Genomic DNA, 16,199 nt, shown 5'->3' with positions numbered 1-16,199 from the left:
CGCAGCCTTAGCTTTCTGACTTCAGCAGTTCATCAATGGCGTCAACCACGTCCTGTACGGTTCGCACTGACTTGAACATTTCCGGTTTGATCTTTTTGCCGGTCGTTTTCTGCAGGTGCACCACCAGATCCACCGCATCGATGCTGTCTAGCTCCAGCTCTTCGTACAAACGGGACTCTGGCTTGATGTCATCGGCGTCCAGCTCGAACAGCTTGACCAGAAGCGACTGAATTTGCAGGTAAATTTCTTGCTTATCCATGAAAACCCCTTATTGGCTACGCTGTGCAGAAACAAACTTCGCCAGCGTTTCCACGGAATAAAAGTGTTGGCGCATATCCTGGCTTTCAGCCGACAGCACCACGCCGTAACGGTTTTTTAAAGCCAGCCCCAGTTCCAATGCATCAATGGAGTCCAGACCCAGTCCATCACCAAACAGCGGCGCTTCGGCGTCAATCTCCTCCGGTGTCATACCTTCAAGATTGAGCGTATCAATGATCAATTGCTTGATTTCGGTGCTCAATAAATTCATTACGCTATTTCTCATTATTTATAGGTTCTGACTGTAAAGCGTCAGTTAAATGCTGGGTTAATCTTCTTGCCGCAAGGGCGGGCGAAACATCATTTGCATGAATGAATGCGCGGGTGTCGATCTTATCCTGAACGGTGATCCGGAATTGCGGTTTTACCGCCGGGATCTTATACCATTTGCCTTGCTTCGTCAGCATGGGGGGGTGGCAGTGGATATGCACAATGCGGATGCTACATTGACCGCGCAGCGCAATATTGGCCGCTCCTCGCTGCAGTGCCAGAGCCTTGCCTGGTGTGGTGCGGGTGCCTTCCGGGAAGATTAAGATTGTCCCCCCGGCAGCCAGCCTTTGTCCGCACTGTTCCAACAATATATCCGACTGCGCATTGGCCAGATATCCGGCGGCCTTGATCACTCCGCTGACAAACACATTGCTCAGCAAAGCCTCTTTCACTATGCAGTCGCAACGTGGCATTTGCGAAGCCAATAACACGTAATCCAACAGGCTGGGATGATTGGCGATCACCAAACAACCGCGATCTTCGCGAAAGCGCTCCGCATTGTCGAAATGGTAGTCCAGTACGCCGAAAAACCTCGTGGTAGCCAGGAAGAAACGGAAACTGTGGCGGATAGAACTTTGCGTCAGTTGGTTGCGACGAGCAGGATCACGCACTGCAAGACGCATAAGATTAAACCAAACACCGGACAATAACAGACCGCCCAGGCCAAACAACGAGAAACAAAAACCCGTAGCTATCACCCGCCAACAACGGTTAAACCATGAGGATTGTTCCGGCGTATTTTCTGCAGGCATCGCCTTTTCCATCAGCGTCCCCACACCCAGTCATGCCGTTGGCCGGGGACCGTGAATGCATCATCAGCGCCAAGCCAACCGCGCAAAAATGCCATACTCTGTGGTTCCCGACGGCTAGCCTGAACCTGCGCCGATTCAGCAACCTTGCAGTGTAACGAGCCACCGTTTTCCAGCAACAGGGCGACGGCATAAGGGAATGTATTTTCTGGCGCGAAAGGCCGGTAGACATCCGGTACGGTACCGTCGAAATCAATTAATAACACCCGCTGCGCACTGCCCGTAGCTAACAAGGCCTGAGCCTCTATCATGCCCTGCTGAAAACTGTCCTCGCCGGCAGCCAACGAGGTGGTTGGCAAGGTATTCTTCGCTATAATCGTTAACCATCCCGCCGCCGTGTTATGCACCGACATGGCAAAATCCGTTGGCGATAGCGGTTGTTCCTGATGCAGGTGTTGAAGAATCTTGTGCGTCCGCTCCAGTTCACCATGCCGACTGGTAAAGATCGCCATATCTGCCCGGTAGTCCTTCAATAAGATCAGCCCGCTTTCTACTGCCAAACGCGTTCCGGCGCTCATTCGGCGTAGCGACATCATGGGGATATGAGAACAGGCAGGCAACGAGCCCTGATAATCGGAGGCAAGAAAGTCATCTGATGACCATTGACGCCATGCTTCACGCGTTCCACGATCGGGAGCCATTGCCCACCAACTGAGTATATTCATGTCGCCCGCCATTAATGGTATTACCGGTCAGAAAAGTTCCGTGGCTAAATCTATTATATTTAATCCTGGATTGCATTCCCAAAATTCCTATTTTTAGTTGAAATGCGCGATTAACCGATTAGAGTTATTTATCGACATAACGCCATGAGACTTGAGCGCAGAGGGAATTATCACAATGAAAAGCCGCAATATTTGTCGAAAATCTCCCGGAGGAGTATCTTATTGAGGGTAAGCATACATAACATCTCATGTATGAATATTACACATCTTAATAACGAACACTCATGGAAAAGAGTATGAAACCTTTAAAACTCATTTTAACTGGTGTATTCGCAGCGATTCTGGTCAGCGGCTGTGCAGGCACTGCGCCAGTAAAAAACGTCAGTCAAAACGTTGCAGGTAGCCACAGTAATGCGCAGGTGCGTCAGGCCATTCTCGCCGCAGGGCTTAACCGTGGTTGGATCATGAACCCAGTCAGTGACGGTGTGATCGATGGCAAGATCTTACTGCGTGGCCATAGCGCCGATATTCGTATAAATTACAATTCGAATAGTTATCAGATTAAGTATATTGCCAGCAGTAATATGGATGCCAAAGGCGGAAATATTCACCCGAATTATAACCGCTGGGTCGCCAACCTGGATAAAGATATTCAACTGGAACTGGCCCGTCAGAATATCAAATAACGATAAAGAAAAAGACTACCCGGCGAGAATAACATTGCCGGGTATATTATTCTTTATATTGGTGCACAATTCAGATAATGATTTATAAAAGCAGATTTTCACCGCATAAATCACGTAGTGATTTGGATTTTCTTGAATTTTGCATATGAAAAAGCCCTGAGTCATAGACTCAGGGCTTATCAAATAAGTGGCGGAACGGACGGGGCTCGAACCCGCGACCCCCTGCGTGACAGGCAGGTATTCTAACCAACTGAACTACCGCTCCACCGATTCTTTTACGTCACATCTTTCGATGTGGGCAAAACCGCGCTTGGCGATCCTGCTCATTACCAGTTGTCAGGCTGATAACGTTTATTTGATGCCTGGCAGTGTCCTACTCTCGCATGGGGAGACCCCACACTACCATCGGCGCTACGGCGTTTCACTTCTGAGTTCGGCATGGGGTCAGGTGGGACCACCGCGCTATTGCCGCCAGGCAAATTCTGTTTCATTCCAACCGCCACTCCCGCAGCCATTGAAACCAATCTCGGAACTCGCTGAAAATCTCTACAATCTCTCTAAAACACCTTTGGTGTTGTAAGGTTAAGCCTCACGGATCATTAGTACTGGTTAGCTCAATGCATCGCTGCACTTACACACCCAGCCTATCAACGTCTTAGTCTTAAACGTTCCTTCAGGGGCCTTAAAGGCCCAGGGAAGACTCATCTCGAGGCAAGTTTCGCGCTTAGATGCTTTCAGCGCTTATCTTTTCCGCACTTAGCTACCGGGCAGTGCCATTGGCATGACAACCCGAACACCAGTGGTGCGTTCACTCCGGTCCTCTCGTACTAGGAGCAACCCCTCTCAATCTTCCAACGCCCACGGCAGATAGGGACCGAACTGTCTCACGACGTTCTAAACCCAGCTCGCGTACCACTTTAAATGGCGAACAGCCATACCCTTGGGACCTACTTCAGCCCCAGGATGTGATGAGCCGACATCGAGGTGCCAAACACCGCCGTCGATATGAACTCTTGGGCGGTATCAGCCTGTTATCCCCGGAGTACCTTTTATCCGTTGAGCGATGGCCCTTCCATTCAGAACCACCGGATCACTAAGACCTACTTTCGTACCTGCTCGAGCCGTCACTCTCGCAGTCAAGCTAGCTTATGCCTTTGCACTAACCTCACGATGTCCGACCGTGATTAGCTAACCTTCGTGCTCCTCCGTTACTCTTTGGGAGGAGACCGCCCCAGTCAAACTACCCACCAGACACTGTCCTCACCCCGGATCACGGGGCCGAGTTAGAACATCAAACATTAAAGGGTGGTATTTCAAGGTTGGCTCCACGCAGACTGGCGTCCACGCTTCAAAGCCTCCCACCTATCCTACACATCAAGGCTCAATGTTCAGTGTCAAGCTATAGTAAAGGTTCACGGGGTCTTTCCGTCTTGCCGCGGGTACACTGCATCTTCACAGCGAGTTCAATTTCACTGAGTCTCGGGTGGAGACAGCCTGGCCATCATTACGCCATTCGTGCAGGTCGGAACTTACCCGACAAGGAATTTCGCTACCTTAGGACCGTTATAGTTACGGCCGCCGTTTACTGGGGCTTCGATCAAGAGCTTCGCCTTGCGGCTGACCCCATCAATTAACCTTCCAGCACCGGGCAGGCGTCACACCGTATACGTCCACTTTCGTGTTTGCACAGTGCTGTGTTTTTATTAAACAGTTGCAGCCAGCTGGTATCTGCGACTGGCTTCAGCTCCGAGAGCAAGTCTCTTCACCTACGCGCCAGCGTGCCTTCTCCCGAAGTTACGGCACCATTTTGCCTAGTTCCTTCACCCGAGTTCTCTCAAGCGCCTTGGTATTCTCTACCTGACCACCTGTGTCGGTTTGGGGTACGATTCTGTGTTACCTGATGCTTAGAGGCTTTTCCTGGAAGCTTGGCATCAACTACTTCTGCACCGTAGTGCATCGTCATCACGCCTCAGGGTTGAGTAAGTAACCGGATTTACCAGGTCACTCCCCCTACACGCTTAAACCGGGACAACCGTCGCCCGGCTAGCCTAGCCTTCTCCGTCCCCCCTTCGCAGTAACACCGAGTACAGGAATATTAACCTGTTTCCCATCGACTACGCCTTTCGGCCTCGCCTTAGGGGTCGACTCACCCTGCCCCGATTAACGTTGGACAGGAACCCTTGGTCTTCCGGCGAGCGGGCTTTTCACCCGCTTTATCGTTACTTATGTCAGCATTCGCACTTCTGATACCTCCAGCAACCCTCACAGGCCACCTTCAACGGCTTACAGAACGCTCCCCTACCCAACAACGCCTAAGCGTCGCTGCCGCAGCTTCGGTGCATGGTTTAGCCCCGTTACATCTTCCGCGCAGGCCGACTCGACCAGTGAGCTATTACGCTTTCTTTAAATGATGGCTGCTTCTAAGCCAACATCCTGGCTGTCTATGCCTTCCCACATCGTTTCCCACTTAACCATGACTTTGGGACCTTAGCTGGCGGTCTGGGTTGTTTCCCTCTTCACGACGGACGTTAGCACCCGCCGTGTGTCTCCCGTGATAACATTCTTCGGTATTCGGAGTTTGCATCGGTTTGGTAAGCCGGGATGGCCCCCTAGCCGAAACAGTGCTCTACCCCCGAAGATGAGTTCACGAGGCGCTACCTAAATAGCTTTCGGGGAGAACCAGCTATCTCCCGGTTTGATTGGCCTTTCACCCCCAGCCACAAGTCATCCGCTAATTTTTCAACATTAGTCGGTTCGGTCCTCCAGTTAGTGTTACCCAACCTTCAACCTGCCCATGGCTAGATCACCGGGTTTCGGGTCTATACCTTGCAACTATTCGCCCAGTTAAGACTCGGTTTCCCTACGGCTCCCCTATACGGTTAACCTTGCTACAAAATATAAGTCGCTGACCCATTATACAAAAGGTACGCAGTCACACCACGAAGGTGCTCCCACTGCTTGTACGTACACGGTTTCAGGTTCTATTTCACTCCCCTCGCCGGGGTTCTTTTCGCCTTTCCCTCACGGTACTGGTTCACTATCGGTCAGTCAGGAGTATTTAGCCTTGGAGGATGGTCCCCCCATATTCAGACAGGATGTCACGTGTCCCGCCCTACTCATCGAACTCACAATTAATGCATTTTAGTGTACGGGACTATCACCCTTTACTGTGCGACTTTCCAGACGCTTCCACTAACACAAGAACTGATTCAGGTTCTGGGCTCCTCCCCGTTCGCTCGCCGCTACTGGGGGAATCTCGGTTGATTTCTTTTCCTCGGGGTACTTAGATGTTTCAGTTCCCCCGGTTCGCCTCATACGACTATGTATTCATCGTATGATAGTGCAACGAATTGCACTGGGTTTCCCCATTCGGGTATCGCCGGTTATTACGGTTCATATCACCTTACCGACGCTTATCGCAGATTAGCACGCCCTTCATCGCCTCTGACTGCCTAGGCATCCACCGTGTACGCTTAGTCACTTAACCTCACAACCCGAAGGTGTTTCTGTAAACAGAGAACACATCGTGCTGCTACATTTGAGAGACTCTATGACAGGTTAATCCTTACCCCAATACTTCTACGGAGGGATAAGTTTCAGCTGTCATGTTTCAATTTTCAGCTTGTTCCAGATTGTTAAAGAGCAATATCTTAAACACGACTCGCAAGAGTCATCTTTAAGATGTTTTCGGTTCCAAGAACCGGTGATAATGTCTTTCACTCATTATCGGATGGCGTCCCCAAGGGGATTCGAACCCCTGTTACAGCCGTGAAAGGGCAGTGTCCTAGGCCTCTAGACGATGGGGACACGAAAATCCGATTAAACTGACTGTCTTAATCGGTTCGTATCAGCATGAGTCAGTGACTCATTACATCAACAGGTAGCGCTTTTGCTCATTACGTTTCTATCAGACAATCTGTGTGAGCACTTCACGCGAATCAATATCATTAGGTAAGGAGGTGATCCAACCGCAGGTTCCCCTACGGTTACCTTGTTACGACTTCACCCCAGTCATGAATCACAAAGTGGTAAGCGCCCTCCCGAAGGTTAAGCTACCTACTTCTTTTGCAACCCACTCCCATGGTGTGACGGGCGGTGTGTACAAGGCCCGGGAACGTATTCACCGTAGCATTCTGATCTACGATTACTAGCGATTCCGACTTCACGGAGTCGAGTTGCAGACTCCGATCCGGACTACGACGTACTTTATGAGGTCCGCTTGCTCTCGCGAGTTCGCTTCTCTTTGTATACGCCATTGTAGCACGTGTGTAGCCCTACTCGTAAGGGCCATGATGACTTGACGTCATCCCCACCTTCCTCCGGTTTATCACCGGCAGTCTCCTTTGAGTTCCCACCATTACGTGCTGGCAACAAAGGATAAGGGTTGCGCTCGTTGCGGGACTTAACCCAACATTTCACAACACGAGCTGACGACAGCCATGCAGCACCTGTCTCAGAGTTCCCGAAGGCACTAAGCTATCTCTAGCGAATTCTCTGGATGTCAAGAGTAGGTAAGGTTCTTCGCGTTGCATCGAATTAAACCACATGCTCCACCGCTTGTGCGGGCCCCCGTCAATTCATTTGAGTTTTAACCTTGCGGCCGTACTCCCCAGGCGGTCGACTTAACGCGTTAGCTCCGGAAGCCACGCCTCAAGGGCACAACCTCCAAGTCGACATCGTTTACAGCGTGGACTACCAGGGTATCTAATCCTGTTTGCTCCCCACGCTTTCGCACCTGAGCGTCAGTCTTTGTCCAGGGGGCCGCCTTCGCCACCGGTATTCCTCCAGATCTCTACGCATTTCACCGCTACACCTGGAATTCTACCCCCCTCTACAAGACTCTAGCTTGCCAGTTTCAAATGCAGTTCCCACGTTAAGCGCGGGGATTTCACATCTGACTTAACAAACCGCCTGCGTGCGCTTTACGCCCAGTAATTCCGATTAACGCTTGCACCCTCCGTATTACCGCGGCTGCTGGCACGGAGTTAGCCGGTGCTTCTTCTGCGAGTAACGTCAATGCAATGTGCTATTAACACACTACCCTTCCTCCTCGCTGAAAGTGCTTTACAACCCGAAGGCCTTCTTCACACACGCGGCATGGCTGCATCAGGCTTGCGCCCATTGTGCAATATTCCCCACTGCTGCCTCCCGTAGGAGTCTGGACCGTGTCTCAGTTCCAGTGTGGCTGGTCATCCTCTCAGACCAGCTAGGGATCGTCGCCTAGGTGAGCCATTACCCCACCTACTAGCTAATCCCATCTGGGCACATCTGATGGCATGAGGCCCGAAGGTCCCCCACTTTGGTCCGTAGACGTTATGCGGTATTAGCTACCGTTTCCAGTAGTTATCCCCCTCCATCAGGCAGTTTCCCAGACATTACTCACCCGTCCGCCGCTCGTCACCCAGGAGCAAGCTCCCTGTGCTACCGCTCGACTTGCATGTGTTAGGCCTGCCGCCAGCGTTCAATCTGAGCCATGATCAAACTCTTCAATTAAAAGCTTGATTTGCTTCAACTCGTGAAGCGATGCTCGAAAATAACTTTCGTAATAATTCAACTAAATGAATTACTGCTTGGTCACTCTTCAAGACTTGATATTTTTTTGAACCCGAAGGTTCTGGATATCGTCTTGTGGAGTGCCCACACAGATTGTCTGATAAATTGTTAAAGAGCAGTGAGTTAGGTTGCTAACTCGAGGTGGCGTATATTACGCTTTTCACCTGAAGAGTCAAGCTTTTTTCTTATTAAGAAACGGTGTTTTCACCGGCTTGAATCTTTCTGGCTGGGCGACTGGTTCTCGTTAGAGGAGTCGTTGTTCCCGGTCAGTGGAGGCGCATTATAGGGAGTTCTCAGAAGGCCGCAACCCCTAAATGCAAAAAACTTTTCAAGCGCTCAAATAACCACCAATAAAGCCATTTTAGGATATTTATTAGACGAAATTACGGGGTTTTAGCGCCATTGCCAGGGCAAACAGCTTAAACCCGACGAAAGCCGATAAAAAAGGGAGCGGTCGCCCGCTCCCTTTCATCGTAATCACTATATAGATAATAGACAGCCGTTACTGTTTGGCGACGATATGCTCGTCTTCCACATCCAGCGTCACCGGTATACCCGGGATCAGCTTGCCGGAAAGAATTTGCTGCGCCAGCGGGTTCTCGATCTCCTGCTGAATAGCTCGTTTCAGTGGACGAGCCCCATACACAGGATCGAAACCGGTTTTGCCCAACAGCTCCAACGCCGGTTCGGTCATAGTCACTTCGTAACCACGCTCTTCCAAACGTTTGTACAGACGTGCCAACTGAATCTTGGCGATCTCGGCGATGTGTTTCTGACCGAGCGGGTGGAACACTACCACCTCATCTATACGGTTGATGAATTCCGGGCGGAAGTGGTGCGTTACCATTTCCATTACCGATTCTTTCATCTGCGTATAGTTCATCTGACCAAAGTGTTCCTGGATCAGATCAGACCCCAGGTTGGAAGTCATGATCACCACCGTATTGCGGAAATCGACGGTACGGCCTTGACCATCGGTCAGGCGGCCATCATCCAATACCTGCAGCAGGATGTTGAACACATCCGGGTGCGCTTTCTCCACTTCATCCAGCAGGATCACTGAATAAGGTCTGCGACGCACTGCCTCGGTCAGATAACCGCCCTCTTCATAACCGACATAACCTGGAGGCGCCCCCACCAGCCGCGATACCGAATGTTTCTCCATAAACTCGGACATATCGATACGCACCATAGCGTCGTCGCTGTCGAACAGGAACGAAGCCAACGCTTTACACAGTTCGGTTTTACCTACCCCGGTCGGACCGAGGAACAGGAACGAACCGATAGGTCGGTTCGGATCTGACAGCCCGGCACGGCTACGACGGATCGCGTTGGATACCGCGCTCACCGCTTCGTTCTGGCCAATGACCCGCGAATGCAGCTCTTGTTCCAGACGTAACAGCTTATCCCGTTCGCCTTCCAGCATTCTGGCGACAGGAATACCGGTAGCGCGCGCCAGCACTTCAGCGATTTCTGCGTCGGTCACCCGGTTACGCAGCAGTTTCATAGTCTTGCCTTCGGCCAGCGTGGCAGCGGCAAGCTGTTTTTCCAGCTCTGGGATCTTGCCGTACTGCAGCTCCGACATCCGCCCCAGGTCGCCAACGCGACGCGCCTGCTCCAGGCTGATTTTGGCCTGCTCAAGATCCGCTTTAATATTTTGCGTGCCGGAGAGCGAAGCTTTTTCCGCTTTCCACTCTTCTTCCAGCTCTGAATACTCGCGTTCTTTCTGCTCCAGCTCACCGCTCAGCATTTCCAGGCGTTTCTTGCTGGCGTCGTCCGACTCTTTACTCAAGGCTTGCTGCTCCAGCTTGAGCTGAATAATCCGGCGCTCAAGGCGATCGAGCGATTCCGGCTTGGAGTCCATCTGCATGCGAATGCTGGACGCCGCCTCATCAATCAGGTCAATGGCCTTATCCGGCAGTTGACGATCGGAAATATAGCGGTGCGACAGCGTCGCCGCCGCAACGATTGCCGGGTCGGTGATCTGCACGTGGTGATGCAGTTCATAACGTTCTTTCAAACCGCGCAAGATAGCGATGGTGTCTTCAACACTGGGTTCGGCGACAAACACTTTCTGGAAACGACGTTCAAGCGCCGCGTCCTTCTCTATATATTGACGATATTCGTCGAGAGTTGTCGCGCCGACACAGTGAAGCTCCCCGCGTGCCAACGCAGGTTTCAACATATTGCCCGCATCCATCGCACCATCGGCTTTACCTGCACCAACCATTGTGTGCAGCTCATCTATAAACAGGATGACGCTGCCTTCCTGTTTAGACAGATCGCTCAAAACGGCTTTCAGACGCTCTTCAAACTCGCCGCGATATTTAGCACCAGCGATCAACGCCCCCATATCGAGGGACAACACGCGCTTATGCTTCAAACCTTCCGGCACTTCGCCATTGATGATGCGCTGAGCCAGGCCTTCGACGATGGCGGTTTTACCCACGCCAGGTTCGCCGATCAACACAGGGTTGTTTTTGGTACGACGTTGCAGCACCTGAATGGTACGGCGTATCTCTTCGTCACGGCCGATAACCGGGTCCAGTTTGCCCTGCTCAGCACGCTCGGTCAGATCGATAGTGTATTTCTTCAACGCCTGACGTTGGTCTTCAGCACCTTGATCTTCCACGCTATCACCGCCTCGCATTTGCTCAATGGCCTTACTGATTTTATCGGTCGTTGCACCGGCTGCTTTCAACAGATCGGTCAAGTTACCGCGATCTTCAAGCACCGCCAGAACAAAGAGTTCGGATGAGATAAATTTGTCCGCCCGCTTTTGTGCCAGCTTGTCGCACAAATTCAGGACACGCACCAGCTCATGCGACGGTTGAACGTCACCACCGGTACCTTCAACTTGAGGCAGACGAGACAAGGCCTGTTCGATCTCGGTGCGCACGCGCCCAGCATCGATACCGGCAGAAGTTAATAATGGGCGAACCGTGCCCCCATCCTGATTGAGCAGAGCGCTCATCAGATGTAACGGTTCAATAAATTGGTTGTCGCGCCCAAGGGCTAGAGATTGGGCATCGGCGAGGGCAAGCTGGAATTTGTTAGTAAGACGATCCAGACGCATAACACCTCCAAGATTGGTCGAAATTGCTACTGGAGATTAAATGAGGTCATCCCTCAAATTTTCAAGGTTATTTCGACTGTATATTTTCGGTACTACATCATGCGCCGTTGGACCGTCCTAATTCAATAGGTTATATCAGCCAGATTAAACTTGCCAGACGTCCGGTTATTCCGTCGCGTCGATAGGAGAAAAAATGACTGATTTCGCTCACCGTACAACGGTCTCCGCCATAGATAGCATGAACCCCTGCGCGTTGTAGACGCTGACGAGCCAGTAAATAGATATCTGCGAGGTATTTATCGCCGCGAGGGGCAAAAGCCAGCTCAGCGCCGGGATCAACAGCAATAAATGCCGCGCGGACCTCCGGCCCTACCTCAAACTGCTGCGGGCCGATCGCCGGGCCGAGCCAAACGCTGATGCCTGCAGGCTGAGTGGAAAACGCCGCTAAAGTCTGCTCCAGCACGCCGTTGCACAATCCACGCCAACCGGCATGAGCTGCAGCGACTTCATCACCAGACTGCGAGCAGAATAAAACCGGCAAGCAGTCTGCTGTCATCACTGCGCACACCTGCCCTGACACATTGCTGTAAACCGCGTCCGCTTGCAAATCGACAGGCGTTTGCCCATCCAGTCGCACCACGCGCGTGCCATGCACTTGCTCCAGCCAGACTGGCATCTGCGGCAGGTTCGCCGCCGCGACCAGACGTTGACGGTTATCCGCCACCGCCTGAGTCTCGTCACCCACGTGAGTGCCGAGATTGAGCGAACCGTACGGCGGCCGACTTACGCCACCGTTACGGGTGCTGCTGCAGGCTTTTACCCCTGCAGGCAGTGGCCAATCGGGCAAGATAAGCGAATCCATTACCAGTTCATCTGATCTTTGAATTCTTCGGTATCGAGCTTCAGTGCGTTAATCAGATCGACCATATCCTGCGGCAACGGCGCATGCCACTCCATCTGGATACCGCTGATTGGATGATATAAACGCAGCATGGTGGCGTGCAGTGCCTGGCGATCGAAACCGCGCAGTGTGGCAATGAATGCCTCCGAAGCCCCTTTTGGCGGACGTGGACGACCACCGTACAGCTGATCGCCCACCAGCGGGTGGTTAATGTGCGACATATGCACACGGATCTGGTGGGTACGGCCGGTTTCCAGACGCAGACGCAGGCGAGTGTGTGCGCGGAAGTGTTCCATAATGCGGTAATGCGTCACCGCCGGTTTACCCATCGGGTGGACCGCCATGTGGGTACGTTTGGTTGAATGGCGCGAAATCGGCTCTTCGACGGTACCGCCGGCGGTCATGGTACCGATGGCGACAGCTTCGTATTCACGGGTGATTTCACGTGCCTGCAACGCTTCTACCAACCGGGTCTGCGCCGGAACGGTTTTCGCCACTACCATCAGACCGGTCGTGTCCTTGTCCAAACGGTGCACGATACCGGCACGCGGTACGTCGGCGATTTCAGGATAGTAATGCAGCAACGCATTGAGCACCGTGCCATCCGGGTTACCGGCGCCAGGATGCACAACCAGGTCGCGCGGCTTGTTGATGACCAAAATGTCGCTATCTTCGTAGACGATATTCAGCGCAATGTCCTGCGGTTCCCAACGGGCCTCTTCTTCTATCTGTGCATCAATGGCGACCGTCTCTCCCCCCAGCACCTTCTCTTTCGGTTTGTTTATCGTTTTGCCATTGACCTGCACCCGATCGTCCAGGATCCAATCTTTTATGCGAGATCGTGAATAATCAGGGAACAATTCGGCCAAAGCCTGATCTAAACGTTGTCCGAGTTGAGATTCGGCCACCGTTGCGGTGAGTTGTACTTGTTGTGCCATATGCAGCTTCTTCGTTAACGTTGGGTTTTCACGGCGATGCCGTTTAATATAATGTGCTATTGTAACTGGTCTTTGTCGGGAGCTTAACGGACAGTCTCCCGGAATAACACCCTGAGGATAATCAAAACGTCATGACGCGTATGAAATATCTGGTGGCGGCAGCCACGTTGAGCCTGGCGCTGGCAGGTTGCTCCACATCCAAGGATGCGGTTCCCGACAACCCGCCTTCGGAAATCTATGCTACTGCCCAGCAAAAACTGCAGGACGGTAACTTTAAGGGCGCGATTACGCAACTCGAAGCGTTAGATAACCGCTATCCTTTCGGACCCTACTCTCAGCAGGTACAGTTGGACCTGATTTATGCCTACTATAAATCTGCCGATTTACCTATGGCTCAGGCATCTATCGATCGTTTCATGCGTCTGAACCCAACGCACCCAAACATCGACTACGTGATGTATATGCGTGGCCTGACCGATATGGCGTTGGATGACAGTGCACTGCAAGGCTTCTTCGGGGTCGATCGTTCAGACCGCGATCCACAGCATGCTCGCGCTGCATTTCGCGATTTCAGCCAGCTGATTCAGCAGTACCCGAACAGCCAGTATGTAACCGATGCCAACAAGCGTCTGGTGTATCTGAAAGACCGCCTGGCCAAGTATGAGCTTTCGGTGGTGGAATACTACACTAAACGCGGTGCCTACGTCGCGGTCGTTAATCGTGCTGAACAGATGCTGCGTGAATTCCCTGATACTCAAGCGACGCGCGACGCGCTGCCGCTGATGGAAAATGCGTACAAGCAGTTGCAACTGAACGGCCAGGCCGACAAAGTGGCCAAAGTGATTAGCGCCAACCCGGCATAGTCTGATGGGTAACGGCAGGAAAACAAAACGGCAGCTTCGGCTGCCGTTTTTATTTGCTGTAAATTCACCCAGACCCGGATAAATACACAAGCAAAAACACGATGTTAGCAAGACTGCAACACCGCTTATCCTTTCAATAATGCGCGTTCCGCTTCCAAGACTCAAGCGTTAGATGGCCATTTCAGATGCTGAATCACAGATTGAACTAACTTTGCAAAAAGTGACAAAAAAACGTGATTTTCATCACGCATTTCAGCAAAAAGCGGGGTATGCTGGACTCATCCAAGACGGAAAGACAGAGAGGTAAGTTATATGACATTGAACATTACCAGCAAACAAATGGATATCACTCCCGCAATCCGCAGTCACGTCGAAGACCGTCTCACCAAACTGGAAAAATGGCAGGCCCAACTGATTAACCCGCATATCGTCTTATCCAAAGAACCGAAAGGGTTTGTTGCCGACGCCACCATTACCACACCTAACGGCCCGCTGGTCGCCAGCGCAAAACATGAAGACATGTATACCGCCGTTAACGAACTGATCGCCAAGCTGGAGCGTCAGTTGAACAAGGTGCAGCACAAAGGCGAAGCACGCCGTGCCGCCGCCAGCGTGAAGGACATCGTTCCGGAAGTGGAGCCGGAACAGGAATAACCGTTTAGCGGTTGTTTCACATCAAACGCGCCTGAGGGCGCGTTTTTTGTCTGGTTTTTTTATTGACGAGATAAAAACCTGCGGTTACTTTAAAACCTGTCTCACACACTTTGGATAGTACATGGTCCGTAAACCGTTTTTCTTCGCATTCTTTTTTACCTTCCCCTGATTGGGAGGCGTTTCGTCGTGTGATAAAGAATGCGAAGACGAACAGCAAAGCCTCCTGAAATCAGGGGGCTTTTTTTATGGCTATTTTACGACGTATAAAAATATAAGGCAGAAGCTGATTATGACCGACAACCCGTTACTCGTGCTGCGCCAACGCATCAGCGCACTGGATCTGAAACTGCTGTCCTTGCTGGCAGAACGCCGTGAGCTGGCGGTAGAAGTAGGTAAAACCAAGTTGCACTCTCATCGGCCAATCCGTGATAAAGAGCGTGAACGCGACCTACTGGACGCCCTGATCGCCGCAGCCAAGCCGTACGATCTGGATGGATTCTACGTCACCCGTCTGTTTCAACTGATTATCGAAGACTCCGTACTGACTCAGCAGGCGCTGCTGCAGCACCAGCTCAACCAAATCAGCCAGCATTCTGCCCGTATTGCGTTCCTTGGCCCGAAAGGCTCTTACTCACACCTGGCGGCCCGCCAATATGCTGCTCGCCATTTCGATCAGTTGATCGAGTGCGGTTGCCAGAAATTCCAGGATATCTTCACCCAGGTTGAAACCGGCCAGGCGGATTACGCCATCCTGCCGATCGAAAACACCAGCTCCGGCTCGATTAATGACGTTTACGACCTGCTGCAACACACCAGTTTGTCGATCGTCGGCGAACTGACTAACCCTATCGATCACTGTGTGCTGATCGCCAGCGATACCGACCTTGATCAGATCGAAACCGTATATAGCCACCCGCAACCTTTCCAACAGTGCAGCCAGTTTATTAATCGCTACCCGCACTGGAAAATCGAATACTGCGAAAGCACCGCTGCGGCAATGGAAAAAGTGGCAAAGTTGAACTCGCCAAAAGCGGCGGCGCTGGGCAGCGAAGCCGGCGGTGCGCTCTATGGCCTGCAGGTACTGGAACATAACCTGGCCAATCAGCAGCAGAACATTACCCGCTTTATCGTATTGGCGCGCAAGGCTATCGAAGTTTCCGAGCAGGTGCCCGCTAAGACCACGCTGATTATGGCCACCGGCCAGCAGTCGGGTGCCTTGGTGGAAGCGCTGCTGGTACTGCGCGACAACGGCATCATCATGACCAAGCTGGAATCGCGCCCGATTAACGGCAACCCGTGGGAAGAGATGTTTTATATCGATGTGCAGGCTAACCTGCGTTCTGAGGCGATGCAGAAGGCATTGAGAGATCTGACGCCAATCACCCGCTCGCTGAAGGTGCTGGGGTGTTACCCGAGCGACACCGTGGTGCCAGTCAACCCGTCCTGAATACCATTAAAAAAGGGTT

At 52.0% G+C, this 16,199-nt stretch carries 12 protein-coding genes, 2 tRNA genes, 3 rRNA genes and 1 other annotated feature; of the genes, 5 read left to right on the top strand and 12 right to left on the bottom strand.

Annotated features, from left to right (window positions below):
- Nucleotides 1-7: 7 nt before the first annotated feature.
- Genes H0S68_RS04030 through H0S68_RS04015 form a run of 4 tightly spaced genes read right to left on the bottom strand, consistent with a single transcriptional unit; the run spans nucleotide 8 to nucleotide 2,074 of the window.
- The gene (locus H0S68_RS04030; protein WP_128864349.1) at nucleotides 8-259 is read right to left on the bottom strand and encodes an acyl carrier protein; all 252 of its coding nucleotides are present in this window, start codon (nucleotides 257-259) and stop codon (nucleotides 8-10) included.
- A gap of 9 nt (nucleotides 260-268) precedes the next feature.
- On the bottom strand, nucleotides 269-529 hold the full coding sequence (locus H0S68_RS04025; protein ID WP_044548404.1) for a phosphopantetheine-binding protein: 261 nt from the start codon (nucleotides 527-529) through the stop codon (nucleotides 269-271).
- A 4-nt stretch (nucleotides 530-533) separates the two neighbouring features.
- Nucleotides 534-1,352, bottom strand: a complete 819-nt coding sequence (locus H0S68_RS04020) for a lysophospholipid acyltransferase family protein (RefSeq protein WP_128864348.1) — start codon at nucleotides 1,350-1,352, stop codon at nucleotides 534-536.
- Complete coding sequence (locus tag H0S68_RS04015; RefSeq protein WP_410529165.1) at nucleotides 1,352-2,074, bottom strand: beta-ketoacyl synthase chain length factor; 723 nt, start codon at nucleotides 2,072-2,074, stop codon at nucleotides 1,352-1,354. Before H0S68_RS04015 ends, H0S68_RS04020 begins: the two co-directional genes overlap by 1 nt.
- Nucleotides 2,075-2,358: 284 nt before the next feature.
- On the opposite strand from H0S68_RS04015, the gene H0S68_RS04010 reads away from it, so the two are divergent.
- Nucleotides 2,359-2,748 (top strand): hypothetical protein, encoded by a 390-nt coding sequence (locus H0S68_RS04010; protein ID WP_115060041.1) that lies wholly within the window; start codon nucleotides 2,359-2,361, stop codon nucleotides 2,746-2,748.
- Between the two features lie 188 nt (nucleotides 2,749-2,936).
- Here the strand turns inward: H0S68_RS04010 and H0S68_RS04005 are convergent.
- The 8 genes from H0S68_RS04005 to rluD all read right to left on the bottom strand — a co-directional run bounded on the left by H0S68_RS04005 (nucleotide 2,937) and on the right by rluD (nucleotide 13,216).
- Nucleotides 2,937-3,013 (bottom strand) — tRNA-Asp (locus tag H0S68_RS04005).
- 95 nt (nucleotides 3,014-3,108) lie between these two features.
- Nucleotides 3,109-3,224: ribosomal RNA gene (rrf, locus tag H0S68_RS04000) — 5S ribosomal RNA — on the bottom strand.
- Between the two features lie 102 nt (nucleotides 3,225-3,326).
- Nucleotides 3,327-6,235: ribosomal RNA gene (locus tag H0S68_RS03995) — 23S ribosomal RNA — on the bottom strand.
- A 244-nt stretch (nucleotides 6,236-6,479) separates the two neighbouring features.
- Nucleotides 6,480-6,555: transfer RNA gene (locus H0S68_RS03990), tRNA-Glu, on the bottom strand.
- Nucleotides 6,556-6,700: 145 nt separating this feature from the next.
- Nucleotides 6,701-8,241: ribosomal RNA gene (locus tag H0S68_RS03985) — 16S ribosomal RNA — on the bottom strand.
- The 16S, 23S and 5S rRNA genes sit together here with 2 tRNA genes alongside, the layout of an rRNA operon.
- Before the next feature lie 562 nt (nucleotides 8,242-8,803).
- On the bottom strand, nucleotides 8,804-11,377 hold the full coding sequence (gene clpB, locus H0S68_RS03980; RefSeq protein ID WP_020825302.1) for an ATP-dependent chaperone ClpB: 2,574 nt from the start codon (nucleotides 11,375-11,377) through the stop codon (nucleotides 8,804-8,806).
- A 130-nt stretch (nucleotides 11,378-11,507) separates the two neighbouring features.
- Nucleotides 11,508-12,239, bottom strand: coding sequence for a purine nucleoside phosphorylase YfiH (gene yfiH / locus H0S68_RS03975; RefSeq protein ID WP_128864978.1), 732 nt, complete (start codon nucleotides 12,237-12,239; stop codon nucleotides 11,508-11,510).
- Nucleotides 12,239-13,216 carry a 23S rRNA pseudouridine(1911/1915/1917) synthase RluD gene (rluD, locus tag H0S68_RS03970; protein WP_020825300.1) on the bottom strand — a complete coding sequence of 326 codons (978 nt, stop codon included), beginning with the start codon at nucleotides 13,214-13,216 and terminating at the stop codon, nucleotides 12,239-12,241. Before rluD ends, yfiH begins: the two co-directional genes overlap by 1 nt.
- A 131-nt stretch (nucleotides 13,217-13,347) precedes the next feature.
- Between rluD and bamD the strand changes: the two genes are divergently transcribed.
- From bamD to pheA, 4 genes are all read left to right on the top strand, one after another.
- Entirely contained in the window at nucleotides 13,348-14,079 is a 732-nt protein-coding gene (bamD, locus tag H0S68_RS03965; RefSeq protein WP_020825299.1) for an outer membrane protein assembly factor BamD, read from the top strand.
- Between the two features lie 312 nt (nucleotides 14,080-14,391).
- The gene (gene raiA, locus H0S68_RS03960; protein WP_020825298.1) at nucleotides 14,392-14,733 is read left to right on the top strand and encodes a ribosome-associated translation inhibitor RaiA; all 342 of its coding nucleotides are present in this window, start codon (nucleotides 14,392-14,394) and stop codon (nucleotides 14,731-14,733) included.
- Between the two features lie 120 nt (nucleotides 14,734-14,853).
- Nucleotides 14,854-14,980 (top strand) — a sequence feature (Phe leader region).
- On the top strand, nucleotides 14,855-14,902 hold the full coding sequence (gene pheL, locus H0S68_RS03955) for a pheA operon leader peptide PheL (protein ID WP_187962929.1): 48 nt from the start codon (nucleotides 14,855-14,857) through the stop codon (nucleotides 14,900-14,902). (Overlaps the previous feature by 48 nt.)
- Before the next feature lie 42 nt (nucleotides 14,981-15,022).
- The gene (gene pheA, locus H0S68_RS03950) at nucleotides 15,023-16,180 is read left to right on the top strand and encodes a bifunctional chorismate mutase/prephenate dehydratase (protein WP_020825297.1); all 1,158 of its coding nucleotides are present in this window, start codon (nucleotides 15,023-15,025) and stop codon (nucleotides 16,178-16,180) included.
- Nucleotides 16,181-16,199 lie beyond the last annotated feature (19 nt).

The organism is Serratia sp. AXJ-M (genome assembly GCF_046531865.1).
Classification (GTDB): Bacteria; Pseudomonadota; Gammaproteobacteria; order Enterobacterales; family Enterobacteriaceae; genus Serratia; species Serratia liquefaciens.
Note: the sequence above shows the minus strand (reverse complement) of the source record. Positions and strands in the feature narration are given on the sequence as shown.

What these genes read in the sequence shown, in the direction of transcription:
- H0S68_RS04030 (WP_128864349.1), bottom strand. Translation starts at nt 259, where the DNA reads ATGGATAAGCAAGAAATTTACCTGCAAATTCAGTCGCTTCTGGTCAAG.
- H0S68_RS04025 (WP_044548404.1), bottom strand. Translation starts at nt 529, where the DNA reads ATGAATTTATTGAGCACCGAAATCAAGCAATTGATCATTGATACGCTC.
- rluD (WP_020825300.1), bottom strand. Translation starts at nt 13,216, where the DNA reads ATGGCACAACAAGTACAACTCACCGCAACGGTGGCCGAATCTCAACTC.
- H0S68_RS04015 (WP_410529165.1), bottom strand. Translation starts at nt 2,074, where the DNA reads ATGGCGGGCGACATGAATATACTCAGTTGGTGGGCAATGGCTCCCGAT.
- raiA (WP_020825298.1), top strand. Translation starts at nt 14,392, where the DNA reads ATGACATTGAACATTACCAGCAAACAAATGGATATCACTCCCGCAATC.
- H0S68_RS04010 (WP_115060041.1), top strand. Translation starts at nt 2,359, where the DNA reads ATGAAACCTTTAAAACTCATTTTAACTGGTGTATTCGCAGCGATTCTG.
- clpB (WP_020825302.1), bottom strand. Translation starts at nt 11,377, where the DNA reads ATGCGTCTGGATCGTCTTACTAACAAATTCCAGCTTGCCCTCGCCGAT.
- pheA (WP_020825297.1), top strand. Translation starts at nt 15,023, where the DNA reads ATGACCGACAACCCGTTACTCGTGCTGCGCCAACGCATCAGCGCACTG.
- bamD (WP_020825299.1), top strand. Translation starts at nt 13,348, where the DNA reads ATGACGCGTATGAAATATCTGGTGGCGGCAGCCACGTTGAGCCTGGCG.
- yfiH (WP_128864978.1), bottom strand. Translation starts at nt 12,239, where the DNA reads ATGGATTCGCTTATCTTGCCCGATTGGCCACTGCCTGCAGGGGTAAAA.
- H0S68_RS04020 (WP_128864348.1), bottom strand. Translation starts at nt 1,352, where the DNA reads ATGGAAAAGGCGATGCCTGCAGAAAATACGCCGGAACAATCCTCATGG.